Consider the following 20,551-nt stretch of genomic DNA (forward strand, 5'->3'; position numbering starts at 1 on the left):
ACCACCTCCGCAGCCATTTATTGGTGTGGTCTACAGAGGATTATGTCTTTTTAGAGGGGAAAATCCCTAGAACCCCATACTGGCTCAAGTTGGTCTTATGTGACATTCCATAAAGTATATAGCGATAGCTTTGTGCGCTAAATACCTCATCTGTATCAGTAAAGTCGCTATCAAGAATAGGGCGGTATTGCCACTCTTCAAGCAAGGATGCTAGCCGTTGTGGAATGCTCTGTGGTGATCTGTTTGCTAACCAGAAGTCTTCGTTACGATTACTAAGAACATAGTGTAGTTTTAAAAATTCTATAGTGCTTTGCCACTTATTAGTTAACGCCCGATTAAAGCGGCTTGCCACGTGGGGCATTACCTGTGTGTAGGCGGGTAATTGCTCAGCAAGTTGAATTGCACTTTGCTCAATTAACATCAGTGAAGAGGCCTCAAGGGGCTCTAAGAAGCCACTAGATAAACCTATAGCTACGCAATTTTTTTCCCAGAAACGTTTTCTATAGCCAGTTTTATAGTTAATTTTTCTAAAAGTAGAAGGTAACTCTTCGTTAGGGTTTATCGATTTTAGATAAGCCATAAACGTTTGAGTTGCCTCATCATCGGATTGAAATTCTGACGAATAAACGTAACCCGTGCCCCGGCGATTTTGCAAACCAATGTCCCATATCCAACCAGCTTCTTGCGCGGTAGATAGGGTGTGACAAGCAATAGGCTGATGTTCATCAGAATATGCAATTTGATGCACCAAAGCTGAATCTGAAAACAATACAGAGGATGCGTCTTCCATGGGAACATCTAGTGCTTTTTCGATAAGACGTGCACTAAAACCTGTGCAATCAACAAAAATATCACCGCGAATATGGTCATTATTTTTTGTCACGACATGCTTTATGCCTGCGTCATCAGTAGCAACATCGGTGACATCATCAATAATGTGCTCGACGCCTAACACTTTCTTACAGTGTTCACGTATTACGTTAATGAATTTACCGGCATCAAGATGATAGCCGTAATTGGCACTGAAGCTTTGCTTTGAATCGGCCTTTAATTTGGGGGCTAGACCTTGTTCGCACAGGCTAGGTTGAAAACATACATCTGAGGCATACTCGTTTAATGAGTCGTTGTGTAACCAATACGGGGTTATATCTACACTGGCCGAGCCTTGAGGCGCGCTAAAGGGGTGGTAGTATCCAGTGCGTTGCCCTTCAGTGTGCCAGTGAACAAACTTACTCGCCTGTTTAAAGGTCGCACTCGCTTGTTGGACGAGTGCAGCTTCTTCAATTCCTATTTTAGCTAAGGTGCTGCGCATAGTAGGCCAAGTGCCTTCGCCCACACCAATAGGATGAATCGAATCAGATTCAATAACCTTTACAGACAAGCGTGCGCCGGTGGAGCCTTGTTTAGAGTGGGTAGCCGCCAGCAGACCAGCAGTAAGCCAACCCGCCGTGCCTCCGCCTACAATAACAACACTATTTACCGGCGTCATACGCTGCGCTACCTAGTCTGCATCTACCAATCTGCCACGCCATTGCGCCGACTGTCTAAATACGAGTTTATTTACACCTAAGGCTACACCAATACAGCAAATTAAGGTAACCAACATAAGGTGAATATAATGCAAACCAAAAGGTGCGTGCACGAAGCTAAAGAATGAATAAAGTAACACGCCGAAGATAACAGCAGTAATGCCTGCATACGGGTTAACATTATTAAACAACAAGCCGACTATAAAAATAGAAAGTATAGGCATGCTAAGCAAACCATAGAGTTGTTGTAACAAGTTAATGATACTTTCGGCTTGCGCGTAGATTGGCACCATTACCAGTGAAACTACAGTAAGAATTGCGGTAACAATTCCACCTAACTTGGCCACTTCAGGCTTTTTGTTCACGTAAGCTTCGTGTATATCGCATACATATAACGCCGTGGCTGAGTTTAAGTTACTGTTATATGTTGTGAGTACCGCCGCCGCTAGCGCAGCTGCAAAAACGCCCGACAACCAATCAGGTAAAACGTCGCCAACTAGTGTTCCGTAGGCTGCATCGTTTATGTCACCGTAAAGTTTGAATGAGATGATGCCAGGGACAACAATTATACTAGGAACAATGATAAAGCGAATGATCGCTGCTGCGTACACGCCTTTCTGTGCCTCTTTGATATTAGGGGCAGCCATAGCGCGTTGTGTAATGGTTTGATTGGTACTCCAGTAGAACGTCTGAATGAAGATCATACCGGTTAATAGGGTTTGCCATGGAAGAGGAGAGTCTGCATCACCAATTAATGTTAAGCGTTCTGTAGGAATGCCTGAGAAATCAAAATCGATAGCTACCATTGCCAATATCACTACAACTATTGCCATAACCAGCAACAAAACACCCGAGTACGTATCTGATACCGCAACCGCGCGTAACCCGCCAAAAATTGCATACAACGCACCAATGATGGCAAAAGCTGTAGCTACATACATGAGTGGAAGGTCTAGGTTAAACATGTTAATCATGAACAAAGAGCCAGAATAAATAACCGCTGGCATAAATATAAGGCTGCTACCTAAGAAGAAAAGCAGCCCAATAAGCGCACGAATATGCTTGTTGTTGTAACGCTTCTCTAAAAGCTCGGTAGTAGTTGTGCATTGATAGTGATAATAAACAGGAAGGAAAATACGGGCTAAGATTATTAAGCCTATAACGGCTGCAAATTCCCACCATGCCAGTAACGCCATTTGGTTACCGTTCATACCTACTAATTGGTCGGTACTTAAATTAGTTAACGTAATAGAGCCCGCGACAAAGATCCATGTAAGACCACCGCCAGCTAGAAAGTATTCTTTAGTTTCACTTGCCTTACTGTGTCCATGTCCGCGGCACTTAATGTAGGTGAGTAGACCTATAAGCGCAGTAATAACGAAGAAAACAATGATTTGGATTAAGCTGCCTGACACAAAAAACTCCTCAGCAGAAGAAACAACTAAAAAGGGGGCGAATGCCCCCCTCTTTCATTCTAGGTATAATTAAAAGTTAGCACGTACGCCAACTGCATAGCGAGCACCATCATTCACTTGTTGTACAAAGTGTTCAGATAGGCGACCACGACGCGTTAGCTCTTCTTCAGTAATATTGATACCTTCGAAGAACACGGTAACGGTTTCATTAACATCATAGCTTACGCTCATATCCACTTGGGTATATGTCTCTGTGAACAGAGGCTCAGTACCACCTAGTGAACTTACCGCTTCTTGCATGAAAGTTTCACGGTTGTTCAGTGCTACACGGGCTTGGAACGCATCTTTTTCATAGAAAAGCGTAATGTTTTGAGAGTTCCCCAAACCTGGCAGACTAAATTCAGCATCTGAATTTACGATAGTGGCGTTAGCTTGAATACCAAAACCATTTTCTAAAGTATGTAGCCAAGCTAGTTCAAGACCTTCAACATTCAGTGTCTCGCCATTACGAGGACGAAGCACACTAAATACATACTCACCGCTATCTAAGAATAAAGACTCTTCTTCAGTAGATGAAGAAATGAAGTCTTCAACTTCCTTATTAAATGCAGCCGCTGAGAAGTAACTAGTGTCATCGTAATACCATTCTAAAGATACATCCCAGCTAGAAGCTTGGTATGGTTGAAGTTCGGTATTTCCCGCTTGAGCTTGCAAGTTACCTGGACGAGATACCGTTACGTTAAATACAGGTACTAGGTCGTCCATCATTGGGCGAGTAAGTGTTTCTGAATAAGCATAACGTAGATACAAGTCGTCAGTTAGTTGAAGTTTAACGTTTACATTAGGCAGCAACGAAGAGTAGCTGTTTTTCTCATTAATCGGCGTTCCAACATCGGTCGCATAAACAACGTTAAGGTCTGATGGGTCGTTAGGAATAGGCTCTAAATCTTGAACCTGTTGAACAGTTCCATCTACAGATGTATCTGTTTCTGTGTAACGGAAACCGAAGTTAATATCTAAAGGTAAATCTGAGATTTCAGTTTGGAAGTAGAACTGCGTGTAAACACTTAATAGTTCTTCGCCCACAACGTAAGAGTCGGCACTTGCTTGCGGGTTACTAATATTTGTTGCATCAAGGGTTGCACGAACATCATCAAATGATAAACCTGTTGCATCAGCAATTTGCTGTGCAGCGGCGTCAGAGTTTGCATAATCGAAGAACGCTTCCGGGTTGTACGTCAACCATTGGTTAGGTACGCCAGCAAAGTAGTTTTCGGCAGTGAAAACAGTAAGTAGCTCATCAGGAATATCGAAACTGTATCCACAGTAAACATTACATGCTGAAGCGAAGCGACGTGTGTTGTCTTTTTCACGGTCTTGATAGTAAATACCAAAATCCATTTTGTAGAAGGCATTATCCGAATCTGGCACTCATGTGAAATCCGCACGGTATTCTGAAATAGTGTCTTCAGTATCGAAGCCGTTACGTTCGTTGTAATGCATGCGGCCTAACGATGGTGTTTGTAAGGCTGCATCACCACCATCAACAGTTAGTGTTGGTGTAGTCCCTGAATAATCTACGCTGTAGGCATTGTTGTAACCTACAACGGTAAAGAAGTTATCGCCACCACTGTTGTCTTCAGCCGTTGATGTTGATAAATCGATAACGGCAGTTAAATTGTCATTTACTAACCACTCGAAGTTCGCACCAAATGCTTGAATTTCAACGTCACGACCGTATCGACGACGGATAAAGTCAGTTGCACCACCAACACCTTCAACTAATGTACTGTCTAAGCTAGTTAGTGAGCCATTGTCATTAAAGGTCATATTGTCTAAGTTGCTATCGGTGAACCAATGACCAACACTGTGGGCGTCTGAATCAACTTCGAACTTTGAGTAAAGACCGTCTAAGGTAAGAGTCATATCATCGTTAGGAGCGTATTGAACAACCAAGTTTCCAGATGTTCTTTCACGATCTACCAAGTCAACAATTTGGTCAAAGTTCTGTGGAACGTAAACGCCATTGTATTGCGAGCTATCGGCATAGTCTGGGTTATCCAGTTCTGAACGATCTGTGATGCTAACACCTGGACGCCAGTAGCGTGTTTCCAACATATTTGTTTGAAGTTTACGTTGTTGGAAGGAAGCAGCAGCTAAAACGCCTAGCTTGCCATCCATAAAGGTATTGGTAACAAGGCCAGATAGTTGTGGTGTTGTTTCTTCAGAAATGTCTTCATACATGCCTTTAACACTTGCTACAGCTTTAAAGCCATCAAATGCGAAAGGGCGTGCAGTGGTAACTTCAACAGTCGAGCCAATACCACCTTCTTGCATTGATGCTAGCGGGCTCTTGTATACCTTTGCACCACTAATTAATTCTGCAGGAAGCGTGTCGAAGCTGAACGCTCGACCTTGGTTCTCAGTAGCGATTTGACGACCATTTACCAATACGGTGTTAAATTCTGGGCCGAAACCACGTACTGTAATGAATTGTCCTTCACCGCCACTTCTATCAATAGCAACACCAGTAATGCGCTGCAGTGACTCTGCAACGTTTTGATCTGGGAATTTACCAATATCTTCAGCAGTAATACCGTCGTAAACAACATCAGATGCTTTCTTATCTAGCATTGATGCTTTAAGTGAACTGGTAAAACCTTTAACTTCAATAACTTCAACTTGGTCTTCAGATGGTGTCGCTTCTTCTTGAGCGAATACCAACGGGGTGTGTAAGGCTGTCGCAATAGCAACGCCTAATAGTGAGCGCTTGGCCATTGGGCCTAATAATGATGTGATTAATTTTATGTGTCACTGTGTTTTCTCCGTGAGTAGGCTATTTTCTACTTAGTTAGCGTACAAATAGCGTAATAAGTATGTTCGGATCAAGCTTATTAACATTCTTTTTACACACCTTATAACCTAAATTTCGAATTATTATTATTAAGATGTTGAAATTAAAGGTTTTTAAAAATTAAGAAAAAAGGTAAACGTTTTCCTTAATTTTTGATAGTAACACAAATTTACATTGTAATGACAATGTTATAAAAATATTTTTTTATATTAAAAGCGCGGTTTATTACCGCGCTATATATGGAGAGGTAAAATTAACTACAGCGGATACGGGCAACGGCGTTTTTCCAACCGTCATAGGCCTTGTCACGCTCTTCTTTTGAAAGCCGAGGAGTGAAAATACTGTCACTTTTCCAGCACTCGGTAAGGGAATCAACAGAGGTAAATACACCAGCTTGAAGGCCAGCAAGGAATGCGGCGCCAAGTGCGGTGGTTTCAGTAATTTCGGGGCGTTCAACTTCTGCGCCTAATATGTCAGACAAGAAACCCATTACCCAATCGTTTCGAGACATGCCGCCATCTACGCGGATAGTGGTTGGCCGTGCGCCATCACTTTCCATGGCTTTCTGTAAGTCTTTGGTTTGATAACATACTGATTGCAAGCCCGCGGCAACAATTTCGCTTATGCCGGTGTCTCGAGTTAGGCCCAAAATCGCACCTCGCGCATCGGGATCCCAATAAGGAGCGCCTAGTCCGGTAAAGGCTGGCACAAGAAAAACACCATTATCTTGTCGCGCTCTTTGCGCCAACGCTTCGGTTTCGGAAGCATCGTCAATCAGTTTCAAGCCATCACGTAACCACTGCACCGTAGCGCCGGCCATGAAAATACTACCTTCAAGGGCGTAAGTGGTTTTTCCGTTTAACCTATAACCGATGGTAGTTAACAAGCGGTTCTTAGATTGAAGAGGCTTGTCGCCTGTATTCAAAATCATGAAACAACCCGTACCATAAGTACTTTTTGCCATGCCTTTCTGGAAGCAGGCTTGGCCAACAAGCGCAGCCTGCTGATCGCCGGCTACACCTTGAATAGGGATAGCACAGCCCAAAATATCTTTGCTTACAACACCAAATTCATCAGCACAGTCCATGACCTCAGGAAGCATGGCTTTAGGGATATTAAAGGTATCGAGTAATCGTTCGTCCCAACACTGAGTATTAATGTCGAACAACATGGTACGAGAAGCGTTAGTGGCATCGGTCTTATGTGATTCGCCGTTGGTCAAACGCCAAATTAAGAAGGTGTCCACTGTACCAAAAAGCAATTCACCGGCTTCGGCTTGCGCTCTTGCACCTTCTACATTGTCTAAGATCCACGCTAGTTTGGTGGCCGAAAAATAAGGGTCAAGCAGTAGCCCCGTAGATTCAGTAATATGCGCCACTAAACTTTCATCGTCGTCGAGTTCGCGACATTGCTGCGAGGTACGTCTGTCTTGCCAAACAATAGCCGGGTACACAGGCTTGCCGGTGTTTTTATTCCAAACTAAGGTTGTTTCGCGTTGATTGGTAATACCTATAGAGGCTATATCTTCAGGTGATACAGAGCACTTATCGAATACTTGCTTCATGGTAGTGGTTACGCTTTCCCAAATTTCTTCTGGATCGTGTTCCACCCAACCATCTTGTGGGTATTTTTGAGAAAACTCTTGTTGTGCAACAGCTACGATAGCGCCGTCCGCTGCAAAGATAATGCTACGTGAACTCGTGGTTCCTTGGTCTATGGCAAGAATATATTGGCCCATGACACGTCTCCTGAACATAATTTGGTAAGAGTTTGCACCATTTACACCAGTTTAACAATGCTATATTTTCGAAAACGAACATTTCAGTGTTCGAATTACCGTAGGCAGGCAAAGGTGAACCACGTATAATAGCTAAATCGCCACAAGGAATGACCCAATGAACCAAACGCAAAGACACGAAAAAATTGTTAGCTTTATCAAACAAAATGGCTTCATGTCTATTGACGACTTGGTTACTCGTTGTGATGTTACCCCCCAAACTATTCGTCGCGATCTAAACCAGCTCGCCGAGGCAGGTATTGTTAGTCGATACCATGGGGGCGCTGGACTTAATCGAAGTTGGGAAAATACGCCTTATCAAGAACGCAAAACACAAAACAGTGAAGTAAAAGAAAGAATTGCTGAGGCAGTGGCTAGCATGATCCCCGACGGGGCTTCATTATTTATAAACATAGGCACGACGACTGAAATGATAGCAAGCAAGTTACTTAATCATAAAAACTTGCACGTGGTAACGAATAACATTCATGTCGCGACCATTCTTTCTGCTAAAGAAGACTTCTCAGTTATTATCGCTGCGGGCGAAGTACGTTACCGAGATGGCGGTATTATTGGGGAAGCAACCTGCGACTTCATCAGCCAGTTTCGTATGGATTACGGCATTATAGGTATCAGTGGAATTAGCGCTGATGGTGCACTGCTCGATTTTGATTTTAGGGAAGTAAAGGTATCACAAGCGATATTAGAGCATACCCAGCACGTTATTCTTGCAGCAGATTATAGTAAGTTTGAACGAAGAGCTATGGTAGAGCAGGGGCATATTTCTCAGGTTGATTGCCTGGTATGCGATCAAACACCGCCCCCTGCTATTCGAAAAATTATTGATGAAAACAACATCAGTTTCATTAAGGCGTAAACGGCCAACTTATAACCTTAGTAGTCACTTATCAGTTTACTATCTACTTCCAAAACAGCATGCTGCCCAGCATTGTTGTAACGGCGCGCCATCCTTGTTACCCATGTATTAACTGCTATGGTTAAGTAAGCTTACGGCTATGCATAACAGTAGGCATACCTAATACCTGCAAAAGCTATATATCAAACTTTTATCTGAAACCATGGGGCTATGTTGAACCAGTGCTTTAATTGCGTAGGTTAAAAATGAGCAAGAATGTTCGTTAATGTTCGTTTTGTGTTGACATGTTTTCTTTTTGGTTGTCAAATAGCCAGCATGCTAGTGAAGCCGAAAGGGGCGAGAACATGAATCAGAATACAAATAGTACACAAACCGTTGACGTTTTAGTGGTTGGCGGCGGTGTCAATGGAGCCGGAGTAGCATTAGATGCAGCCGGTCGCGGACTTTCGGTAGCACTATGTGAAAAAGGCGATCTTGCAGGTGCAACGTCTTCCTCTAGCAGTAAGTTAATACATGGTGGTTTACGCTATTTAGAGCATTATGAGTTCCGCCTTGTGAAAGAAGCGCTCGCTGAGCGTGAAGTGCTATTGGAAAAAGCCCCACATATCATGTGGCCTTTACGTTTTCGTTTACCTCATCAAAAGCATCTTCGTCCCGCATGGATGATACGAATTGGCTTGTTTATGTACGATTCACTAGCCAAACGTAATGTATTGCCGCGCTCAAAGAAAATGTCTACGTCACCGACAGGCCCCTTGGTGAATGATATAACAACATGTTTTGAGTACTCAGATGGTTGGGTAGACGATGCTCGTTTAGTGGTATTGAATGCGTTAGCAGCGCAAGATAAAGGTGCTAGCATCTATACCCGCACTGAATGTATTAGTGCCGAGAAGCAAGACAAGTTATGGAAAGTGACTTTAAAAGACGCATTAGGGAAAACGTTTACAATCAATGCCAAGGCTGTGGTTAACGCTGCTGGGCCATGGGCTGTTTCATTCCTAGATAGACTTGCCGACACTAAAAACCCAAATGCGATGCGTATGGTGAAGGGCAGTCATTTTATTGTGCCTAAATTGTATGACACAGAAGAAGCTTATATTCTTCAAAATAAAGACGGCCGTATTGTTTTTGTTATTCCTTACGAAGATGACTTTTCACTCGTTGGTACTACCGATGAGAACTATGTTGGTGAGCCATCGCAAGCCGCTATTTCTGAAGCTGAAACTGAATATCTTATTGAAGTTGTTAATACGTATTTTAAAACCAAAATTGACGAAAGTGATATTGTTCATAGCTACAGTGGCGTGCGCCCATTGCTTGAAGAAAAAAATGCGTCTGCGCAAGAGTTAACGCGCGATTATAAAGTAGAGCTAAGCGGCACTGAGTCTTCGCCAATATTGCTTAATATTTTCGGTGGAAAAATTACTACCTACAGAAAATTGTCTGAGCATGCAGTAGATAAGTTAACTAGCCTGTTTCCAAAGGCAGGTAAAGCCTGGACCAAAAATGTAGCGCTTCCGGGTGGCGCTTTCACCAATAAAGCAGATTTAATTAAACAGCTACAACAAGACTACCCATGGTTACCTGAATCGGTAGGGGTTCGCTATGCGCGTCAATACGGCATGTTGTGCGTTAAGTTTCTTGAAGGAAAAGCAGATTTAGGCAGCATGGGTGAGAACTTTGGTGCCGACATGTACCAAGCAGAAGTGGACTACCTTATTGATCACGAATGGGCAATGTCTCTTGAAGACGTCATTTGGCGCCGAACTAAGCATGGTTTACGTTTAAGCCAGAGCGAGCAAACCAACTTAGAAAGCTATATAACGACTCAAGTGTCTAAAAGTGTCGATATGCAGCAATCTGCGTAGATATTCAATATAGAATCTTAAAAAGCCCGTATCTTTATTTCACAAAGTGCGGGCTTTTTTATGTCCAAAATACTTAACTACAGCGATATAGTTGGTCTACTGGTTTTAAAGCTATTCATATAGAGGAAGATAGGATGAAGGAAATAATTCTAATTCGGCACGGAAAGCCGTTGTCTGCTCACAACAATAAATTAAGTGCGGGTGAATTTACCAATTGGGTTCGCCAGTACAATCAGTCACCTTTAGACAGCGCCCATTACCCAAATGAAAAGCGCGAATTTGCCGCGCATCACATCATTGCTAGCCCGCTTAAAAGAGCGCAGCTCTCGGCGAACTATTATATGGGCGAGCCCGCAGTTGACGTTATTCCCGAATTAAAAGAAATGGATATACCCTACTACAGGCTACCGCTAAGATTAAAAGCGTGGCATTGGGTTTTATTAAACAGGCTAATGTGGATTTGCGGGAAAGCGGGGCGGTTTGAGTCTTTCGTTGAGGCTAAAAATCGCGTGGGTAAAGCGGCAAAGGAACTCGAAAAGAAAGCCGAACAGCACGCTCAAATTGTTGTGTTTGGACACGGCATGAGTAATCGTTATATTCGCATTCTTCTGGCTAAAAGAGGCTGGGAAATAACGGAGAAAAATAACGGTTATTGGGGTGTGACGCGTTTAATAAAAAATTGAAATATTCTTAAAAATAAACAACTTTCGTCTACTGGTGCTATTGTTATTACTTTGTTGTAATAACACAATTATTCATGGCCAAAGATTTTACAATGCACATTGGATGGCGCCAATACCTAAAGCAGAAATTTAGACGTGTTTCCAAGCACCATGTGCTCGGCGTTTCTGTAGACGCTGAGTCTGTATCCTTCTGCATCGTAAAACGTGAGCAAGATTCAATAGTTTTAGTTGACGAAGAAACGGTAACGCCAGAAAAATGGGGTGAAAAGCTTCATACTTGGCTAAAGGAAAAAAACCTTCTTGGTATCTCAACGTGCGTGTGTATGTCTCACAGTTGGTACAATGCGTTACAGCTAGACCGGCCAAATGTTGAGGACAACGAAGTTCACGGCGCACTGCAATGGTCTGTTGCCGAAATATTGGGTAGCGACAAAGCCTATGTATTTGATTATGTCGATTTGCCCGTGCCTCTTGCAGGCACTAACAAGGTAAACGTATTCGCGTTACCTCGCTCTGTCATTGCTGATGTTGTCAGCCATATCCAATTTGCCGATGTCACTTTAAAAGAAATCACGACTGCTGAATTAGCGCTATGCGAGCTCATGCCGTCAATGGAAAGCGCCACCGTACTGTTAACACAAGAAGCCGGTGAAGAAGTGGTTTTAAATGTGGTTAAAGATGGAAACCTTTATTCTTCTCGGCGGTTAAAAGGTTTTGAAAATATTGGCTCGTTTTCCCAAGAAGAATTGGAAATGGGACTGCTTGATAATTTGGGTGTGCAAATTCAACGTTCTATGGACCACTTTGAAAGTCAGTTGCGCCAACCGCCCATCCGTTCGGTTTTATTTCGGTTAGACTCCCCGCATTCTACTACGGTTAAGATGCAGCTCAGCCAGTTAATTCCGGCACAAATCGACCAGTTAATTTCGCCTATTCAAGTTAGCGAAGACATTGATGTTTATCGGCTGAACTTGGTGAGCTTAAGTGCTGCGTTTTGTGCATTGGTTCCACAACCTATAGCACCTCCTACTATGAGTACTACAGGAGAGCTAAAATGAGACAGCGGATTAACCTCTATTGGCCAGAGTTTAAACCGGAGTTTCGCTGGTTGAACGTAGGCACAATGCTCGTAGTGTGGTTACTTACATTGCTGATAGTCGTGCTAGTTACCATGAGGTTGAGCGTGACGGTTCAAAAACAAAGTGCAGTGTTAAACCAAGCGCAAGAGCGAACTATCCAGCTTGATGAAGAGTTAGCCATGGCGAAATCTCAATTAGCTGAACGAAAGCCATCACAAGTTTTATCTGAAGAACACGAAACGTTAAACCTTTCGGTCAGCCAAAAAACATTACTTATAGAAGAATTGAGTGGGCAAGAAACTCGAGAGCAGGCGCCATTTTACCAAGCCTTAAATGGTTTTGCCGATGTTGCAGACGGTTCTCTATGGTTAACGCGATTTGTAGTGCGCAGTGAGCGATTGTCATTATATGGCAAAGTAAACGACCCAGGTGCGCTGCCAGCGTGGTTAAAACGACTAGGAAACGCTACCTACTTTGAAGAAAAAGAATTTGAAGTCATTAAATTAAGCCGTGATATCAACAAGGATGGCAATCCAAATGGCGTGTTGTCGTTTGAGTTACTCAGTGAGCCAGCTGATGAAGACGTTGAGGTGGCACCAGAATGAGCAAAGATAGCTTGAACAGTAAACTGGCCGCCATGAGCCCTCGAGAACTCATCATGCTCTTCGTCGCGGGCTTAGTGGTGATAGTACTTGTTGGTTTCACGTTTTTCATCGAACCACTTTGGAAAAAGTCGCAATCGATGGAAAGAAGGCTTGCGTCTGAAGCCACGCAAACCTCTTCGTTAAGCCAGCAATTGCAAATTTATCTCGAAGCGCTAGAAGAGGATCCCGACAAGGCCTTGATATCAAGCATTGCAGAATTAGAAGAAAAAGATGCGATATTGGAACGGCGATTTAGAGATGAACTTAAGACCCTAGTCACCCCTGATGAAATGCCAGCGTTGGTTAGTCGTATGTTTGATGATGCACAACAAGTGCGCTTGGAATCTATGGCAACTATTGCGCCTGTTAATATATTTGCAGGGCGTGAAGACTTATCGGCGCTTACGCTTTATCGACACGGCCTAACCCTAACGTTCAGCGGTAGCTATTTTGATATCAGAGACTTTCTTCAACGTGCTCAAAAAGAAAATATAAAGCTTTATTGGGAAGCGATGGATTACCAAGTCAGCGATTACCCTAACGGAAAAGTGACAATAGAGTTTTATACCGTTAGCACGCAAAGGACATTTATCCGTGTTTAAACTAATACTAACAATAGTGCTCACTTTTAGCTCATTTTTGTTGTTTGCACAGCAAGACCCAACTCGTCCTGGGAATACCAAAATGACAGGCATTGGTGCTACGCAGCAAGGGGAGTTTTCCTTAAGCGCCATCATGTATTCTGCGCAAAGTAAGCATGCCATTATTAATAATAAAGTGGTCAGGGAAGGGGATGATATCGCCGACGGCAAAGTAGAAAGCATCACTAAGAATACCGTAGTAATTTTGAAAAACCGTTATGCCAAGCCTGTACGAACTGTATTGTCTCTAGCGCCAATAACAACAATTAAAAAAAATGTATCAGAGGATCTGTAAAATGGGCAAGTTACCCCGTCTGTTTGGAGTATTAAGCATATCTTTAGCGATGGCCGGTTGTCAGAGTACATCAGAGCCTCAGCAGCAGCTTGTGTCAAAAGTTGAACAAGACTTACAAGAACAAATTGATGCAGAAAAAGCGCGTAAATCTTCACAACTAAATACCCCAGTGCCCATTCCCTCTGCGGTATCAGCTGCATTGGCAGCACCCGAAAGTGTGTCTTCAACTAACAGCTTGTTCGGCCCACAACGTTTCGACGTTAACGCGCAAAGTGTGCCTATCAGCGCCTTTTTCGCAGGCTTGGTTGAAGGTACGCCTTACAGTGTTGCTATTCATCCGCAAGTAACTGGGTCGGTATCGCTGCAACTCAAGCAAGTTACAATAGATGAAGTTATGTCACTACTCAGTGACTTATATGGCTATGACATTGCGCGCTCAGGAACGGTGTTTAAAGTGCGCGCTGCAGGTATGCGTACTGAAACCTTTGCCGTGAATTACCTCTACATGCAGCGAAACGGGGCAACTCAAACCAGTATTACCTCCGGCGGTGTAACGCAAAATAATAATCAAAATAACAACAATGGTTCTTCTTCGGGCTCGTACAGTGGCAACTTCAGCAGTTCCGAAAGCTACGGAAGTCAAAACAACAGCAATACTAACGGCACAACGATAAACACTCGCACTGAAACCGACTTTTGGGCCGACTTGAAGGTTAGTCTTGAAGCTATGGTAGGTAAGGAAAACGGCCGTGCTGTATTTGTTACTCCGCAAGCAAGCTTAGTTACTGTGCGGGCTATGCCTGATGAATTGTCTGATATACGCCGCTTTTTGAAGACCTCAGAAGCGAACTTAACTAAGCAAGTTATTTTGGAAGCCCGTATTTTAGAAGTTGAACTGAATGACGGTTATCAGCAGGGTATTAATTGGAATGAAATATTGGCCAACACCGGCAATACAGACTTTTCGCTTTCAACCACTGCTGGCACGTTAGGCAATGACATCAGCGCTACTTTGGGTGGCGTGACAAGCCTCGCTTTTTTGAACAAAGACTTCTCAGGCGTGCTGTCATTACTGTCTACTCAAGGGAATGTACAAGTACTTTCGAGCCCCCGGGTGACCGCTATTAATAATCAAAAAGCGGTTATAAAAGTAGGTGACGATGAATATTTTGTCACTGATGTGTCAAGCGACAGCACGGTAACCAGCACTACAACGTCTATATCACCGGATATTGAACTTACCCCCTTTTTCTCGGGCATTGCGCTAGATGTAACACCGCAAATTGATGACAAAGGCACGGTACTTTTGCATGTTCACCCATCGGTGATTGAAACTGCTGAGCAGCAAAAAGTTGTGACTATGGATGATGAGCAAATTGTATTGCCATTGGCACAAAGCACCATTCGAGAGTCAGACACTATAATTCGTGCTGGCTCTGGCGAAATTGTGGTGATAGGTGGCTTAATGCAAACCAGTCAAACCGATGTGGTATCAAAAACGCCATTACTGGGTGACATTCCCTTGTTTGGTGAATTGTTCAAAAATCGCCAAGTTAGCGAAACAAAAAAAGAACTTATTATTTTACTCAAACCCACTGTTGTAGGACACGACACGTTCGAACAGCAACTTGAAACCAGTCGCCAAAATATGGTTGATTGGTTGTATGTGGATTAAGTATGTATTTGTATCATTTTGGCATTAGAGAGCTACCTTTTACTTTAACGCCAAACACCAGTTTTTTTTATGGCCTACCCAGTCATATTGAAGCCAGTGAGGTGTTACTCACTGCGCTTAAATCTGGTGAGGGCTTTATCAAAGTGACTGGTGAAGTCGGTACAGGAAAAACCCTTATTTGCCGGAAATTTCTTAATGAATTGCCCGCGCATTTTCAATCAGCCTATATTCCTAACCCTCTTTTAAGCCCAGACGAGTTGCGCCGTGCAGTGGCAAGTGAGTTAGGAGTAGATATAGGGCAAACCTGCGATCAGCAGCGTTTCACCCAATGTATTCAAGAGCGACTTATCGATATTAATGCCCAGCATCGCAGTGCTGTTTTGGTGATTGATGAAGCGCAAGCGTTACCGGTAGAAAGTATTGAAGCACTTCGGTTAATGACTAACTTAGAGACAGAAAGCCGTAAATTATTGCAGGTGGTGTTATTTGGGCAACCAGAGCTCAATCAAAAGCTTTCAATGCCGGAGCTGCGGCAGTTAAAGCAGCGCATTACATTCAGTTATTCGTTATCGCACATGGATACCGACCAAATTTACCATTATGTAAAACATCGTTTAGTGGTAGCAGGGCACACAGGAGAAGAGGTATTCGACTTAGCGTGTTGCCGATTAATGTTTATGGCTACGAAGGGGACGCCAAGGCTGGTCAACGTACTGTGTCATAAGGCCATGATGCTGGCGTATGGCGAAGGCAAGTACAACGTGGATGTATCGCATATTAAGTTGGCTATTGCTGACACCGAAGCCACTACATTGCCTTGGTACGCTTCTTTTGCCCTGTGGCCTTCTTTGGTAGCGGCCGGTGTGGTGGTTTCGGTTACCCTTGCCAGTGTACTCGAGTTTGGAGGCATGGCATGAGTGTTGTGAATAAAATGCTGAAAGATCTAGAAGCTCGCGAAGGCGTTGAACAACCGCAAGCTCGATACGAGCCCCCACAAAAAAAGTCAGTAAGTGCGCTTACTATCGTTGTGCTTTTGTTAGTTATCGTCACCATCGCGTTAGCTGTGTGGGTGCTGCTTAACCCCGCGCCATCGGTTTCATCTGCGGTGTTGCCCTCTGAATCAATGCCGATAACAGATACAAACGAAGTTTCATTAACCGAACCAAGCCCCGCTATATTGCCGGCTTCCCTGACAGCAAGTGCTCAACCAAGTACTGAATCTGCCGAAAAAGAAAGTGCTGAAAAAGAAACTGCTGAAAAAGGAAGTGCGGGACAAGGAAGTGTTGAAGCTAGCATCTCGCAAAACGACGACACGAATACGCCGCAGAATTTATCAAAACCGATGCAGACGTCTGCCCAAGTAGCACAGGATACCTCTTCAGAAAAGGCGAAAGCCACCGAAGGTGAATACATAAAAAGCCCAAGCTCGCGTGCTGCTTCTGATGCAAGCATTAACCCTACTTCCAACCCAGACAACAGCCCTACTGGCATCTTTGTAGCGAAGACTGTATCAAAGTCGGTAGACAGCGTAAAAACAGCCGAGTCTGCACCAGTGGCACGTTTCTCAAAGCAGATTGATAACAATAAAAACGCCCCTGCGATAGACGAGCAGGTGCGCTTGGCTCTTGATAATAACGACTACAACACAGCCATCAGGTTAATGCAGCAGAAAGCGCAAAGCCATCCAACCGATATTAGTGTTAAGAAGAAGCTAGCGTCCTTGCTGTTTGCCAGCGGCCAGGTAGAACAAGCCCAGGCCTTATTACAAGGTATGCTTGTGAATTCACCGGATGATCACAGTGTTCGCCTTATGTTGTCGCGGTTGTATGTGAAACAAGGGCTAACAACGTTAGCAATAGAAAACGCGAACGGGGCTGTTTCTTCACCCCGCAACCCACTGTCTGTAGAGTTACTTAGTTTTAGAGCGAATTTACTGCAGCAATATGGCGAGTTCGACAAGTCACTTAATGATTATTTAGTGCTAACTAAGCGGCGACCTCTCGAGCCCAAATGGTGGTTAGGTGCTGCGATAAGTGCTGACAATTTGCATCAATCTGCACTGGCGTTTCACGCGTTCTCCCAAGTAGTAAAGATTGATACGCAGCAGACCCTATCACCAAATGTACATCATTATGCGCAAGAGCGCATGGCTAGGCTTCGGGAAGTAGTAAAATGAATAAACCTAGAGTTCGCCTTGGCGACCTTCTTGTTCAGCATAATTTGATTAGTGCTGATGAGCTAATGACGGCATTGTCTGAGCAAAAAAGTACAGGCCGTAAGTTAGGTGCTACGCTAATTTCGATGGGGTTGGTGACTGAACACCAAATGCTTGAATTGTTATCTCGGCATTTAAATGTTCCGCTTATCGATATCGATCAATACCGCGTAAATCAACAAGCTGTGCTGCTTTTACCTGAAATTCAAGCTAGGCGATATCGCGCACTCGTTATTGATGATAAGGGGGACAGCCTGCTAGTTGCCATGTCAGATCCCGCCGATTTAACCGCGGTAGATCATCTTTCAGAAACGTTAAACAGACAAATTGAACTTGCCGTAGTTAGCGAGCAACAGCTGTTCACCGCTTACGATACTTTTTATCGAAAAACCCAAGAAATTGCGAGTTTTGCCCAAGAACTAGCAGAAGAATACGATACTGAAGATAACTTTAATATAGAACTTGGTGGTGCGGGCGATCAAGACACAACAGTCGCCCGGTTGCTGCAATCTATTTTTGAAGATGCGGTGATAGCAAAAGCGTCTGATATTCATATAGAACCTGATGAAAATCAGTTGAGAATACGACAACGGGTAGATGGGGTTTTACAAGAAACTGTGATACCCGAGAAAAGTATAGCGGCCGCGTTAGTGTTGCGTTTAAAGCTAATGGCGGGGTTAGATATTTCCGAAAAGCGGCTACCGCAAGATGGCCGTACTCAAATTAAAGTTAAAGGGCACAAAATAGACGTGCGTTTGTCTACCATGCCAGTGCAAGGTGGCGAGTCTGTGGTCATGCGTTTGCTTGATCAGTCCGCAGGAATACTGACCCTTGAACAAACCGGCATGCCTTCAGCACAGTTAACCCGCTTTAGAAATTTGTTACGACGCCCTCATGGGATGATTTTGGTTACCGGGCCTACAGGTTCGGGTAAAACGACCACTTTGTATGGTGCATTAAGCGAATTAAATACGGCAAAGTCGAAAATTATTACCGTAGAAGATCCGGTGGAATACCGCTTACCCCGCATTAATCAGGTTCAAGTGAATCCTAAAATAAACCTGACTTTTTCAAATGTACTTAGAACCACACTACGACAAGACCCCGACATTATTATGGTGGGGGAAATGCGTGATCAAGAAACGGTAGAAATTGGGCTTCGTGGTGCATTAACCGGTCACTTAGTACTATCGACACTGCATACCAACGACGCTATATCTAGCGTAGTGCGCTTACTCGATATGGGCGCGCCAGGTTACTTGGTGGCAAGTTCTCTTCGAGGCATTATTGCTCAGCGCTTGGTACGCCGAATTTGTGATAATTGCACCACCTCTTATACGCCAACGGATGATGAAAAGGTGTGGTTGAACGGTATTGATGAAAATGCCGCAGACGTTGCCTTTAAACAAGGGCGTGGCTGTCAGAAATGTAATCAAACAGGATACAGAGGGCGAATTGGGGTTTTTGAGTTACTCGAAATGACTGAAAACATGATGAATTATTTAAAATCCAGTGATATTCAAGGCTTTAGTGATGCCGCGACTAAAAGCGCAGGCTATCGCTCTTTGCCTCAATCTGCTCTGACTTACGCAAAAATGGGCGTAACCAGTGTAGAAGAGGTGTTAAAACTGGTTGAGATGGTAGCCCAAGATGCTCCCACCTCTGAAATCACTGACGACACAACAGTGCAATAAGGCAATGATAGATGGCACGGTTTAGCTACAAAGGGCGCGAAAGAAATGGCGCCCTGACAGAAGGCGAGTTAGACGCGAACGATGCAGGAAGTGCAGCGGCAATGTTGCGCGCTCGCAGTGTAACGCCAATTGCTATTGCCCCCATGAGTGATAAAAAAGAAAGTGTCGTGTCTGGTTGGCAAGGCTGGTTTGTCCCCGAAGTCACTTTGGACGATTTAGTTATTTTTTGTCGCCAAATGTTCTCGCTAACCAAAGCGGGTATTCCCTTACTAAAAGCGGTGTCCGGCTTAGCTGAATCCTGTAATTCTATTCGCCTTAAACTTGCCCTTGAAGACGCTATCGTAAGTTTAGAACGAGGCCGCACCTTGTCTTCCGGATTAAACCAGCACCCTAAAATTTTTAATCAATTATTTGTAAGTATTATTCATGTGGGCGAAAACACCGGTCAATTAGAAGATGCCTTCGCTCAACTGGCGGTGTATTTAGAGCGCGAACAAGAAACTCGCAAACAAATTAAAGCCGCCACGCGCTACCCCATTTTTGTGCTTATCGCCTTAGCGGGCGCGTTTGTAGTGCTCAATATCTTTGTTATCCCCAAATTCGCCGACATGTTTTCTAAGTTCAATGCCGAATTGCCTTTAATGACCCGAGCGCTCATAGGCACATCAGATTTCTTGCTGAACTATTGGTACCTGCTAATTGCTGGCGGGATATTCATTGCCTACATGATTAGGCGTTCATTAAATACGAAAGTCGGGCGTTTAAATTGGGATAGACGTAAGCTTTCATTACCTATAGTGGGCAGTATTTTTAATCGTTCTTTACTAAGCCGCTATTGTCGAAGTTTTTCAATGATGTTGCGCGCGGGCGTTCCCTTAACCAGTGCACTAAACTTAACCTCAGAAGCGGTGGGAAATGTGTACATGGGGCAAAAGATTATTGCGATGCGCGAGCGAATTGAAAAAGGTGAGGGGCTAGCACGAGTCAGCGCAGCAAGCGGACTATTTACACCTTTGGTGATGCAGATGATTCGTGTAGGTGAGGAAACCGGTCGCGTAGATGAATTACTGGTTGAGGCGTCGGAGTTCTATGAGCGTGAAGTTGACTACGATCTTAAAAATTTAACAGCAAAGATAGAGCCTTTTTTAATTGTCGTGGTGGCAGCCATGGTACTGGTGCTCGCGCTGGGTATTTTTACCCCCATGTGGGATATGATGAACGCAATAAAAGGCGTATAACTCCCTAGCTTAAAGATGTGTTATAACAGTATGTTAAGAGCAATTAATGACTGCGAAAAAGTAA

The 20,551-nt window shown here is 43.8% G+C and carries 17 protein-coding genes; 12 read left to right on the top strand and 5 right to left on the bottom strand.

All coding sequences use genetic code 11. From position 1 onward, the window contains the following. Nucleotides 1-40: 40 nt before the first annotated feature. The 5 genes from J5X92_RS16310 to glpK form a co-directional block, all read right to left on the bottom strand. The gene (locus tag J5X92_RS16310; RefSeq protein ID WP_208806124.1) at nt 41-1,489 is read right to left on the bottom strand and encodes a tryptophan halogenase family protein; all 1,449 of its coding nucleotides are present in this window, start codon (nt 1,487-1,489) and stop codon (nt 41-43) included. 12 nt (nt 1,490-1,501) lie between these two features. Further along, the gene (locus J5X92_RS16315) at nt 1,502-2,944 is read right to left on the bottom strand and encodes an SLC5 family protein (protein WP_013785876.1); all 1,443 of its coding nucleotides are present in this window, start codon (nt 2,942-2,944) and stop codon (nt 1,502-1,504) included. A gap of 69 nt (nt 2,945-3,013) precedes the next feature. Next, a complete protein-coding gene (locus J5X92_RS21140; protein WP_339348813.1) occupies nt 3,014-4,375 on the bottom strand; it encodes a TonB-dependent receptor in 1,362 nt (453 codons plus the stop codon). Next, nucleotides 4,376-5,722, bottom strand: coding sequence for a TonB-dependent receptor (locus J5X92_RS21145; protein ID WP_244360939.1), 1,347 nt, complete (start codon nt 5,720-5,722; stop codon nt 4,376-4,378). Nucleotides 5,723-6,051: 329 nt separating this feature from the next. Further along, nucleotides 6,052-7,536 (bottom strand): glycerol kinase GlpK, encoded by a 1,485-nt coding sequence (gene glpK / locus J5X92_RS16325; RefSeq protein WP_208806125.1) that lies wholly within the window; start codon nt 7,534-7,536, stop codon nt 6,052-6,054. A gap of 157 nt (nt 7,537-7,693) precedes the next feature. Here glpK and J5X92_RS16330 point away from each other — a divergent pair, with 157 nt between their 5' ends. The 12 genes from J5X92_RS16330 to J5X92_RS16385 all read left to right on the top strand — a co-directional run bounded on the left by J5X92_RS16330 (nt 7,694) and on the right by J5X92_RS16385 (nt 20,487). Continuing rightward, the gene (locus tag J5X92_RS16330; RefSeq protein ID WP_013785874.1) at nt 7,694-8,452 is read left to right on the top strand and encodes a DeoR/GlpR family transcriptional regulator; all 759 of its coding nucleotides are present in this window, start codon (nt 7,694-7,696) and stop codon (nt 8,450-8,452) included. Nucleotides 8,453-8,796: 344 nt separating this feature from the next. Next, nucleotides 8,797-10,323 (top strand): glycerol-3-phosphate dehydrogenase, encoded by a 1,527-nt coding sequence (gene glpD, locus J5X92_RS16335; protein WP_208806126.1) that lies wholly within the window; start codon nt 8,797-8,799, stop codon nt 10,321-10,323. Between the two features lie 134 nt (nt 10,324-10,457). After that, nucleotides 10,458-11,006, top strand: a complete 549-nt coding sequence (locus tag J5X92_RS16340; RefSeq protein ID WP_013785872.1) for a histidine phosphatase family protein — start codon at nt 10,458-10,460, stop codon at nt 11,004-11,006. Between the two features lie 92 nt (nt 11,007-11,098). Next, the gene (locus tag J5X92_RS16345; RefSeq protein WP_126872567.1) at nt 11,099-12,064 is read left to right on the top strand and encodes an MSHA biogenesis protein MshI; all 966 of its coding nucleotides are present in this window, start codon (nt 11,099-11,101) and stop codon (nt 12,062-12,064) included. Continuing rightward, nucleotides 12,061-12,690 carry a hypothetical protein gene (locus J5X92_RS16350; protein WP_126872566.1) on the top strand — a complete coding sequence of 210 codons (630 nt, stop codon included), beginning with the start codon at nt 12,061-12,063 and terminating at the stop codon, nt 12,688-12,690. Before J5X92_RS16345 ends, J5X92_RS16350 begins: the two co-directional genes overlap by 4 nt. Beyond that, the gene (gspM, locus tag J5X92_RS16355; protein ID WP_126872565.1) at nt 12,687-13,331 is read left to right on the top strand and encodes a type II secretion system protein GspM; all 645 of its coding nucleotides are present in this window, start codon (nt 12,687-12,689) and stop codon (nt 13,329-13,331) included. Before J5X92_RS16350 ends, gspM begins: the two co-directional genes overlap by 4 nt. Beyond that, a complete protein-coding gene (locus J5X92_RS16360; RefSeq protein WP_013785868.1) occupies nt 13,324-13,665 on the top strand; it encodes a hypothetical protein in 342 nt (113 codons plus the stop codon). Before gspM ends, J5X92_RS16360 begins: the two co-directional genes overlap by 8 nt. A gap of 1 nt (nt 13,666) precedes the next feature. After that, nucleotides 13,667-15,340, top strand: a complete 1,674-nt coding sequence (gene mshL, locus J5X92_RS16365; RefSeq protein WP_126872564.1) for a pilus (MSHA type) biogenesis protein MshL — start codon at nt 13,667-13,669, stop codon at nt 15,338-15,340. Nucleotides 15,341-15,342: 2 nt separating this feature from the next. Next, nucleotides 15,343-16,257: an AAA family ATPase gene (locus J5X92_RS16370; protein ID WP_126872563.1), complete on the top strand. Its 915-nt coding sequence runs from the start codon at nt 15,343-15,345 to the stop codon at nt 16,255-16,257. Beyond that, nucleotides 16,254-17,516, top strand: a complete 1,263-nt coding sequence (locus tag J5X92_RS16375; RefSeq protein ID WP_126872562.1) for a tetratricopeptide repeat protein — start codon at nt 16,254-16,256, stop codon at nt 17,514-17,516. Before J5X92_RS16370 ends, J5X92_RS16375 begins: the two co-directional genes overlap by 4 nt. Next, nucleotides 17,513-19,249, top strand: coding sequence for a GspE/PulE family protein (locus tag J5X92_RS16380; protein WP_126872561.1), 1,737 nt, complete (start codon nt 17,513-17,515; stop codon nt 19,247-19,249). Before J5X92_RS16375 ends, J5X92_RS16380 begins: the two co-directional genes overlap by 4 nt. 11 nt (nt 19,250-19,260) lie before the next feature. Further along, nucleotides 19,261-20,487 carry a type II secretion system F family protein gene (locus J5X92_RS16385; RefSeq protein WP_126872560.1) on the top strand — a complete coding sequence of 409 codons (1,227 nt, stop codon included), beginning with the start codon at nt 19,261-19,263 and terminating at the stop codon, nt 20,485-20,487. Nucleotides 20,488-20,551: the final 64 nt, after the last annotated feature.

The organism is Alteromonas sp. K632G (assembly GCF_017653625.1).
Lineage (GTDB): Bacteria > Pseudomonadota > Gammaproteobacteria > Enterobacterales > Alteromonadaceae > Alteromonas > Alteromonas naphthalenivorans.

Bases quoted from the DNA above. Each gene is read 5' to 3' on its own strand.
- J5X92_RS16310 (WP_208806124.1), bottom strand. From the start codon at position 1,489: ATGACGCCGGTAAATAGTGTTGTTATTGTAGGCGGAGGCACGGCGGGT.
- J5X92_RS21145 (WP_244360939.1), bottom strand. From the start codon at position 5,722: ATGGCCAAGCGCTCACTATTAGGCGTTGCTATTGCGACAGCCTTACAC.
- glpK (WP_208806125.1), bottom strand. From the start codon at position 7,536: ATGGGCCAATATATTCTTGCCATAGACCAAGGAACCACGAGTTCACGT.
- J5X92_RS16330 (WP_013785874.1), top strand. From the start codon at position 7,694: ATGAACCAAACGCAAAGACACGAAAAAATTGTTAGCTTTATCAAACAA.
- glpD (WP_208806126.1), top strand. From the start codon at position 8,797: ATGAATCAGAATACAAATAGTACACAAACCGTTGACGTTTTAGTGGTT.
- J5X92_RS16340 (WP_013785872.1), top strand. From the start codon at position 10,458: ATGAAGGAAATAATTCTAATTCGGCACGGAAAGCCGTTGTCTGCTCAC.
- J5X92_RS16345 (WP_126872567.1), top strand. From the start codon at position 11,099: ATGCACATTGGATGGCGCCAATACCTAAAGCAGAAATTTAGACGTGTT.
- J5X92_RS16350 (WP_126872566.1), top strand. From the start codon at position 12,061: ATGAGACAGCGGATTAACCTCTATTGGCCAGAGTTTAAACCGGAGTTT.
- gspM (WP_126872565.1), top strand. From the start codon at position 12,687: ATGAGCAAAGATAGCTTGAACAGTAAACTGGCCGCCATGAGCCCTCGA.
- mshL (WP_126872564.1), top strand. From the start codon at position 13,667: ATGGGCAAGTTACCCCGTCTGTTTGGAGTATTAAGCATATCTTTAGCG.
- J5X92_RS16370 (WP_126872563.1), top strand. From the start codon at position 15,343: ATGTATTTGTATCATTTTGGCATTAGAGAGCTACCTTTTACTTTAACG.
- J5X92_RS16375 (WP_126872562.1), top strand. From the start codon at position 16,254: ATGAGTGTTGTGAATAAAATGCTGAAAGATCTAGAAGCTCGCGAAGGC.
- J5X92_RS16380 (WP_126872561.1), top strand. From the start codon at position 17,513: ATGAATAAACCTAGAGTTCGCCTTGGCGACCTTCTTGTTCAGCATAAT.
- J5X92_RS16385 (WP_126872560.1), top strand. From the start codon at position 19,261: ATGGCACGGTTTAGCTACAAAGGGCGCGAAAGAAATGGCGCCCTGACA.